The 8407-nt window shown below is 34.1% G+C and carries 9 protein-coding genes; all 9 read right to left on the reverse strand.

Annotated elements, in window-relative coordinates:
* Positions 1–655, reverse strand: a 655-nt coding sequence (locus RRY75_RS13305) for a CshA/CshB family fibrillar adhesin-related protein (protein WP_332717211.1), incomplete at its 3' end; no start/stop codon positions are given.
* Positions 656–698: 43 nt separating this feature from the next.
* Positions 699–971, reverse strand: a complete 273-nt coding sequence (locus RRY75_RS13310; RefSeq protein ID WP_332494052.1) for a hypothetical protein — start codon at positions 969–971, stop codon at positions 699–701.
* Positions 972–1208: 237 nt separating this feature from the next.
* On the reverse strand, positions 1209–3191 hold the full coding sequence (locus RRY75_RS13315) for an alpha-L-fucosidase (RefSeq protein ID WP_332527945.1): 1983 nt from the start codon (positions 3189–3191) through the stop codon (positions 1209–1211).
* A gap of 367 nt (positions 3192–3558) precedes the next feature.
* The gene (locus RRY75_RS13320) at positions 3559–4281 is read right to left on the reverse strand and encodes an MBL fold metallo-hydrolase (RefSeq protein ID WP_332527944.1); all 723 of its coding nucleotides are present in this window, start codon (positions 4279–4281) and stop codon (positions 3559–3561) included.
* Between the two features lie 170 nt (positions 4282–4451).
* Positions 4452–6464, reverse strand: a complete 2013-nt coding sequence (locus tag RRY75_RS13325; RefSeq protein WP_332717216.1) for a hypothetical protein — start codon at positions 6462–6464, stop codon at positions 4452–4454.
* Between the two features lie 524 nt (positions 6465–6988).
* Positions 6989–7228, reverse strand: coding sequence for a hypothetical protein (locus RRY75_RS13330; protein ID WP_332494047.1), 240 nt, complete (start codon positions 7226–7228; stop codon positions 6989–6991).
* 11 nt (positions 7229–7239) lie between these two features.
* The gene (locus tag RRY75_RS13335; protein WP_332494046.1) at positions 7240–7617 is read right to left on the reverse strand and encodes an SHOCT-like domain-containing protein; all 378 of its coding nucleotides are present in this window, start codon (positions 7615–7617) and stop codon (positions 7240–7242) included.
* Between the two features lie 22 nt (positions 7618–7639).
* The gene (locus RRY75_RS13340; protein WP_332494045.1) at positions 7640–8002 is read right to left on the reverse strand and encodes a DUF2089 domain-containing protein; all 363 of its coding nucleotides are present in this window, start codon (positions 8000–8002) and stop codon (positions 7640–7642) included.
* A 152-nt stretch (positions 8003–8154) separates the two neighbouring features.
* Positions 8155–8407, reverse strand: a 253-nt coding sequence (locus tag RRY75_RS13345) for a hypothetical protein (protein WP_332717221.1), incomplete at its 5' end; no start/stop codon positions are given.

Genomic DNA, 8407 nt, shown 5'->3' on the forward strand with positions numbered 1-8407 from the left:
TTCTATCACCTATATTCTTAGACAATGATACTTTCGTAATGGCAAAGCCTATAGCTACAGCTTCAAGTCCGCCAGCTGAAATAGCTGTAAGTGTAAGATTTTTAGCTGACTCCGTCGTTAAAAGATAGCTAGATGAAAATAACTGATCAACACCTGTAATTGTAACTGAGGGGCTTCCAAGTCCTGATATTGATGGGGTTCCTGAACCCTGTATAAGATAGAATTGATTCCAAACTCCACCATCCGTTTGGAAGTTCCATAATTCACCAATATTGCTTTCTTCTGCGTCGGCAACTACAACTGTATAGTTTGTAACAGGATTTCCTAAACTATCTGTAACAACGATATTGTTTATTGTTATGATACCAGGATCAAGTGAACCAATTCTATCATTTTGTAATAATATCTGTGCTGCACCCGTACCCACATAGGCATAGTATCCAAAAACACTTGTTGATGGTGATGTTCTAGAATTAAATGTCATAGCAGATGGTGCTGGTACTGATACATCAAAAGTTACCTTTGTACCATCATTTAAAGTTCCAGTAAACATCTGTGGAGAACCACCAGGCTGTAAATTTAAATTTCCAAAATTAGCCCATCCTATTCCGCCTGCACTTGGCCCAGAACCGGCGGCTGCATATGCAAATGCCATATATATTCCTCCTTATTTTAATGAATTTTAATAGAAAATAGAGCTATTGACATATCATGCATTTAAATAAATTAAGCTTTGATTGTAATGCAGTTTCCAAGCTAATGATTGCATCAACCGTATTTTTTACAGATCTATTGGCTGCAATAATTTGTTGTGGTGTTACAGCAGGTTGAGAGATGATTGCATTAATTTTTTCACTTTCAGCATTCAAGATGTGCGCAATTGAGTTTTCTTCTAGTGCAATAGATTCGATTAAATCTCCCACTGATTGTTCTCGTGTAATATTACTTGGTTTGATGACAGGCATTCCCATAATACACCCTCCTTAGATATAAATTTTTTGTAACCCTTTAGATAAAAATACATATACTGAAATATACCTATGCATTTGATAAATAGGCATTTTAGCTGGTCTATTTCAGGTACATTGTACTCTATGCTAAAAATCACCCTTTTGTGACTCCTTTGTAAGGATTAAATAGATTTTTTCAAGGTGTTATGACAATCTAAAAGAGGCAGATACTCTATATAGAATATCTGCCTCTTGAGTTTATTTATTTAATTCGATTAAATGGAATACCTCAAGTTTTGGTAATTGAATAGTTGTTGTTCCTTCTCCATAGGTCACCTGAAGAGGTTGCTCTGAAGGTGTTTTTAAAACAACATTTTGACATATGTATGGTAATGTAATTGTAATACCCTCAATTGGATACACTGGTGATACTGTTTGTTGGTTGATGATACTTAAATATTGTTTGTCCTCTTTATTCCAATTTGTAATCTCTACAAATACTGGTGCATTACTTTCAAGCTTTTTCTTTCTTATTAAGGCATTGATTAAGTTGAATACTGTTTTTCTACAGTAGTGTGCACGCGCTAATTCTAAAGGTGTTACAACCCATATCATTTTCCCTTCGCCTACTTGTTTTTCCATAGCAGCTGGGAGTTGTGTATAAGTTCCTGGTGGGTTAGAGTGAATCGCTGCAAACTCTTTTTCGCCTGGTTTTGTGTAAGGATATGCAAGTGTTGCAAGTACTTTTGCATCCCCTTTTATTGTACACTCAGTAGCTCTTCTTTCAATAGGATATGGACTACTTTGGTTAAAGGATTCGAATAAGTCTTGACCTTCGGTCGTTGGATTTAAGTAAGTATAACCATACTCACTCCCACCTGTTACTTCAATATCGAGTAGTTCTTCAAATCTCTTATGTGCAAGCTTACCTGTAATAAAGACGTTGCCACCTTTTCTTACATAAGCTTCGATATCTGCCATTTCTTCATCTGTTACATCATAGGCACTGTTGATAGAAAGCACTTGAGCTTTTAAATCTTTTAGGTTCTTACTGCCTACTACATCATACAACACATTGTACTCTTGCATAGTGGATGCAATTGCAAAAGGTGATTGAATAAAGTTGTCATTTGCTTTTAAGTTGGTGTTATACCAAATAGCTACATCTGCATTCATATCTCCCGTTACATATTGCTCAAAATCACATGTACGTCTAAACATAGGACCTATCGCATCACGGTAAACTTCATGATTAATTGTTCCATTTGGATTCATGGCGTCACATACAGAGAATGCGCCATTATGTACAAGTGCATTCATTGCATGAATGTATAAGTCTTCTTCGCAACGGCTCACTGTATGTGCATAAAGGTTTGGATCACATCTAGATGTAATATAGGCAAATGGTTTGTTTGGTGTTACGTTATTGTAGTATTTGCACATAAAGGTTTGCTCGAAGTAGCCACCGTAGTAGTCTCCACCAGCATAGTCACAAGACTCAAGAATTTTTTCTGTATCTCCCTGGCTCCAACCCGAACCTACTGCTGCAAAGTTATGTTCTACACTAAGTGCACTGTTAACGCCCTTAATGGTGTTGGTAACATCCGCTACAAACTCTTCCATCCAGCTTTGTCTTCTCTTAGCAAAGTCTACCCATACTGGATTATTCCAATCTTCTTGGCGAGGGATATAGTTACCTGTTTCTTTCCAATAGCGTTCACGACATGCAGAACAATAACACACGCGAGGCCAAAATGGCATATCTAAGAAGAAACCACCAAACGCATAGGTTGATGCTAATTCTTCTAAAATTTCATTGACATAAGCACGGTATTCTAAATGATTTGAACATACAAGGCCATATCTTGAATTATCTTCTCTTGAAGTTCTACCTGAACCATCTACAATTCTCCATTCAGGATGCTCTTCATAAGCATAGTTATCATGAATTTGCGAAAGGTATACAACAACACTTATGTCATTTTCCTTACATTTTTTAATCATTTCGCCTACATAATCTAAGTTTCTTCTTTTTAAACCTTTATGCATTCTACCATACTTACTCGGCCAGTAATGTAACCCAACATGAGATTTCGCTTTTACAACAACACTATTCACATGTGCATTTTTTAAAGTTTCTACAAAATCTTCTACATCTAACTTTGATAAATATTCATCTTCTTTTGCATCATTTAAATGCATATCCATAAAAATTCGTCTATAATCTTTTTTGTACCACATGTTATGCCCTCTATTCTTTCTCTCGTTTTTCTTATAAGTGCTTAATATACCAATTATTATCTATTATTAAAATTATATACTCTGTTCATCTTTTATTTAATCATGTAATCTAAATAAAAAGGTATCTTTTTTTAATCCCTCATTATATAAGCTTTAATAATCTGGAGCATTTCCATACCTTAAATCTAGTGCACTCTTTTTGTATTGCGTTCTACTTAATTATTCATCAATTTTTAAAAACTCATCATGCTCAACTGATTCATGAGCACTTTGCTGAAAATCTTACTTTAAATACTTTAGCAAACTATTTAAAGAGCTTTTAGGGACTACCCCAAAACTTTATCGCATGGAGCACGCTTACACTTTGTCAGCCCCAGAAATTTGAGGATATTCTCTCAACTACATTAAACCCTAATTGCTGAATCTCTGCTAGCTTAATATGTTTATCCAGATGCATACAATAAACATACTCTCTCAAATTTTGTGGTATCAAGTCTGCTAGTTTATGTAGATATAAATGGGCATTATTTTCATAATCTAGACCACATGTATCTTGATAAATATACTTAATTTCACCTTTTACCAGTCTTTTAATCACATTATCCCTAAGCGCATAACCATCTCCACTATAATAAAAGCTTACACCTTGTCCTTTCACTATAAAGCTATAGGCAGGCATCGTTTCAACATGTTCTTGTTCAATCCATTGAAGACTGGTGAGCTCTAATTCATTGACACTAAACTGTATATCTTCTGCCGTTTGTAAACAATACATATCTGGAGTGACGCCTATGATTTGTAAATAAGATATCATTAGTATCTCATTTGGAAAAAATAAATTTACTTTTACTTTTAATATATAGTAGCAATAAAAAATCACTTCCCCCAAACTTCCTACATGATCCGGATGCGTATGGGTAATTAAAACAAAAATTTCTTCTAGTCCTTCTAATAGATGATACTTTTGTAAATCATGAAATACAGTTCCTCCACAGTCTATAAGCAAGAGGCTCTTTCCCTCTTTAATGAAGGCACTATTATTCCCAAGTTCTGTATTAAAAGCACTTCCTATACCTAAAAACTTTAGCATCTTCTTCTCCTTTTATCTATTGAATTTAATCAAGTATACCATATATATCAGAAAACTCAATAATACATTCCCACTTATAGCCTATGCTCCACACGATAAAAGACCAGTAATATTTATCACTGGTCTTTTACATGCTATTTAATGTATTTGCATGTTTTTAATAACTTTTATTATTCAACGGTTACAGGTAATACTACTTCTGCTACATTACCTGCAAAGTCTGTTACTGTAAGTGGAATCTCATATTCCCCTTTTGTTGTTGTATCTAATGTACTAAGATCTGCATGAAGGCTAGATTTAATATTGATACCATCTTTATCTACTGCTGTTTCTACAAAGTCATTCCAATTGATTTTTGCAGTTTCTTCTTCTAATGTTAATGCTCTATACTCTTCTTTAAGTGTAATTGTTGGTACTTCCTTATTATTTGCATCATAAACAATTACGTTATTATTGCTTTTTCCTGTGTTCTCAGATAAATCTTGAATGGTTACAACTAAACCTTTTTCGTATTCACCTACTGTATTAAAGTCAGTTACCTCTACATTAAATACTGCTTTTGTAATATCTAATTCACCATCAAGATTATCTACTGCTTTAAATTTCTCTGCCCAATTAATTGAACTTGGGTCTGTACCTACAGGTACTGCAAAAATTTCATCAGCTGCTAATTTTTCAATTGCTGGTGAGACGTTATCTTTGATTTCATCTGTATTAAGTAAGGCTTCTATGCCTCCAATTTTATCTGTAATTATATTCTTTTGAGCCTCAAAAGCTACATCAAAGCTTGGTGAACTGTTCGCACCCCATAATGCATCTCCTGCAATGCTCATGAAGTCCCAATAAACCCCTAACATAATACTGTATTCATTAACAGGTGAACTCCATGAGTCATAGATTTCTGCCATGTCTGCGCCTATTTCTGTATGGAAGATATCTGTTCCTGGCAATGTATGTTGTTGTTTAACTTCACCTAATTCTTCTGCACGTTTTGCCTTAGCATCTGCTGCTTTTCCATAGAATAAGTTATAAGTTTGGATGGCAAGTGGAATTTTTTCTTCTGATACACCTTTAGGAATAACTGTACTCATTCCTTTAGTAACAGATGGTTGATACCCAGGATCATCTGGTGCCATATGGTCTGGTCTTGGGAATGGGATAACACCTAGAGATTGTCCTCTTTCTGCTGCTTTTGATGCTGCTCCACCTAGACGCCAAACTTCCATTTCAGTAAATACTGTTTCACCTGCGTTAAAGTTCTCTGCATTTGATGCCCATGGTGTATTACTTGTACCCTCTTTGATATTTGCTGTAAGTACTTTTGCATCGATTAATTCTTGAACATATGCTATAGCTTGCTTAACTTCTGGTGTATCTACTTGAAGTCCATCTTCTCCATAGATTGCACCACCATTAGAGTGGATTGCCTCGATAATAGTTTCAGTATATTCTGTTCTAAAGGCATCAATTCTATATTCTGGTCTTTCTGGTGCTTGAACATTTGCATAGTGTGCATCAATAATTTTAAGGTACTCCTTAAACTTACTCCATGTCCAGTTGCCCTCTTTATAGAGATCTGTTGGGTATACTGTTTTCCCATCTACTTTAAGACCTTCTACAGCTTCTATGTAATCAATATTATAGACTAATGGTGAAAGAGACCATGCTTCCCCACTACTTGCTGACTCTAAGAAGAAATGTTTCCCATAAACTTTTGGTGATGGGTTATCTCCTAATAAATCAACATAATCATCTAAAGGTTGAAGAACGTTTTGTGCTAGAATTTTTCCTTGAGAGTTAATTTCTAAATCTACAAGATCTGCAATAGGATCACCAGATAGAACAGTTTGAAGCAATACTTCCCATACATATCCTGGGAAATCTATAAATTCAATTTCTACATTAAGTTCCTCTTTAATCTCGTCTAGAATTTGGATATACATATCCCGATCATCTTCTCGCATAATGTACTCGCCAGTTATAGCATTTTTAGCATAAGGATCCTTCTGATCTCGATTAACACATGCATAAGTTATGACTGTAGGCGCTTCTTTCTTTTTATCATTAGCTTCTTTAGTTGGTTCTTTTACTGTTCCTTTGGCTTCCCCTTGCGCTGCACATCCTGTTAATAAAACCATTGATGCCATTGCTAAACTCATTACTTTTCTTGACTTTTTAAACATTTTTTATCCCCCTTAGTATTAGTTGTCTTTTCTTGTTGTAAAATTACTAGATTTTTTTAGCACTTTTTACTGCTTATTAATTAGTCAACTTTGATACCTCTGTCCAGCTCTACACGTAGAACTTAGTCAATTTGCACATTCAACGCATACATTAGCGACTGAATTAATTGTATTTTATCATATTTGTTTAAGCTTTTCCACACTTTTTTGCACTATTTTTTACTTTATTTTATTTATCGAATTACTTAACTCTATAATTCAGTATTTATCATGTTTTATCACATTTTTTACAACATGCGTATATACAAAACTTACAATAATATAATGTAAATCTATTTTATAGTTATCATTTAATCATTTTATTATCCCCTTAGTTCCTGACATATAAATAAAAAATCAACACTTACCAGATTGAAAGTGAATGCTCATCTGGCAGGGTTGATTCTTATGTGCTTATTATTAACTTTTCTCTTTTTAATGTTCTATAAAGGATTCTATAATTTTTTCAATATCTCCTTGAAACCTTATACAATGATTGTCACTTCATCCCCATCAGCGTCTTTAACTTCTACAAGCTTAAGTCCCTTATAACCTTTGAGTGCCACCTTAAGCACCTTGAAAAGTTCTAAAATTTCTTTTTGCTGATGAGGGGTTAGTGCACCTTTCCCTACAAATTTCATAGCTATTTTAAGCCCTACGCTCCCTAGCCATAGCGGAACTGGGATAAAATATTTATGCCCCTCACTTTTTACAATAACCCTCATAGTCTGTACTCCTACTCTATCACAATTCTAACGATATCGCCGTCAGCAGAATCTACACTTACAATTTCACCCATTACTTCACTATCTAGACAACTTACTATTGTCTCAATAAGTTCTTCTGTATTAACACCCTTTATATTCAGTGTATCTACTGGGAGTTTGCCCGTTACATTAAGAATTGCTTTGATTACTTTAATTGGTAATTGAATATTCACCTTATCTCCATCAGCACTCAATACCTTAACTCTTAGAAACTTATCTTCATAGCTCTTTGTTGATACAACAGGGGCACTTACATTCTCCAATGCCTCCATTAAGTCTTTTGCTTTATCTGCTGAGATTTTGCCTTCTTCAACCATTTTTAAAATACGTTTTACTTCTTCATTCATCATAGCCACTCCCTATCATCTCTTATTTTTTTAATTGACTGATTGCTTCATCAGCTGAAATTTCACCTTTTTCTAAGGCATCTAATAAATCATGTGTTGGTTTAGTCTGCTTTGCTTCTTTAGGGCTAAATCCTAAGCTTATAATCACTTCATCTAACTTAGCTCTCACAGTCGGATAAGAAATTCCTAATTCTTTCTCAACTTCCTTAATACTTCCTCTACATCTTATAAACGTCTCAATAAAGTAAAGCTGATCTGAAGAGAGATATTCAAATTTAGAAAGCTTAAAATCATTTTCAATCACAGTCTGGCAGCTCTGACATTTGAGTCTTTGTACTGTTAGTGGATTAGAACATACAGGACACTGACTAAGTACTTTGTGCATTGACTCACCTCTTTCTAATATTATTATATTCCGATTTTTTCATTTTGTAAATATATGAATTGAAAATATTTATAAATATAAATAACTAAATTAAATATATCAATATAAATATTAACATATTTAATTTATCATTCGTAGACATTAATTTAATCCTAAGTTTTTCCAAAACAAGCGAGTCCTGCTAAGCAACTTTCTATACGCAAAAAGGTAGTTTGTCTTTTACGCTTTTCATGTAAAGCTAAGATGCCTATTCTTTCAAGTAGCCTACCTAGCTCTAAGTAAGTATGTATTGTAATATGTTTTACTGTATAAAATTGATAAAGGTTAACTATAAGCAAAGAGTGGTCCAAGTAGTCATAAAAAGGCATTGTGCTTAATGTACCTACTAATCTTCCGTAAAGAATT

It is taken from the genome of Niameybacter sp. (genome assembly GCF_036655075.1).
Taxonomy (GTDB): domain Bacteria; phylum Bacillota; class Clostridia; order Lachnospirales; family Cellulosilyticaceae; genus Holtiella.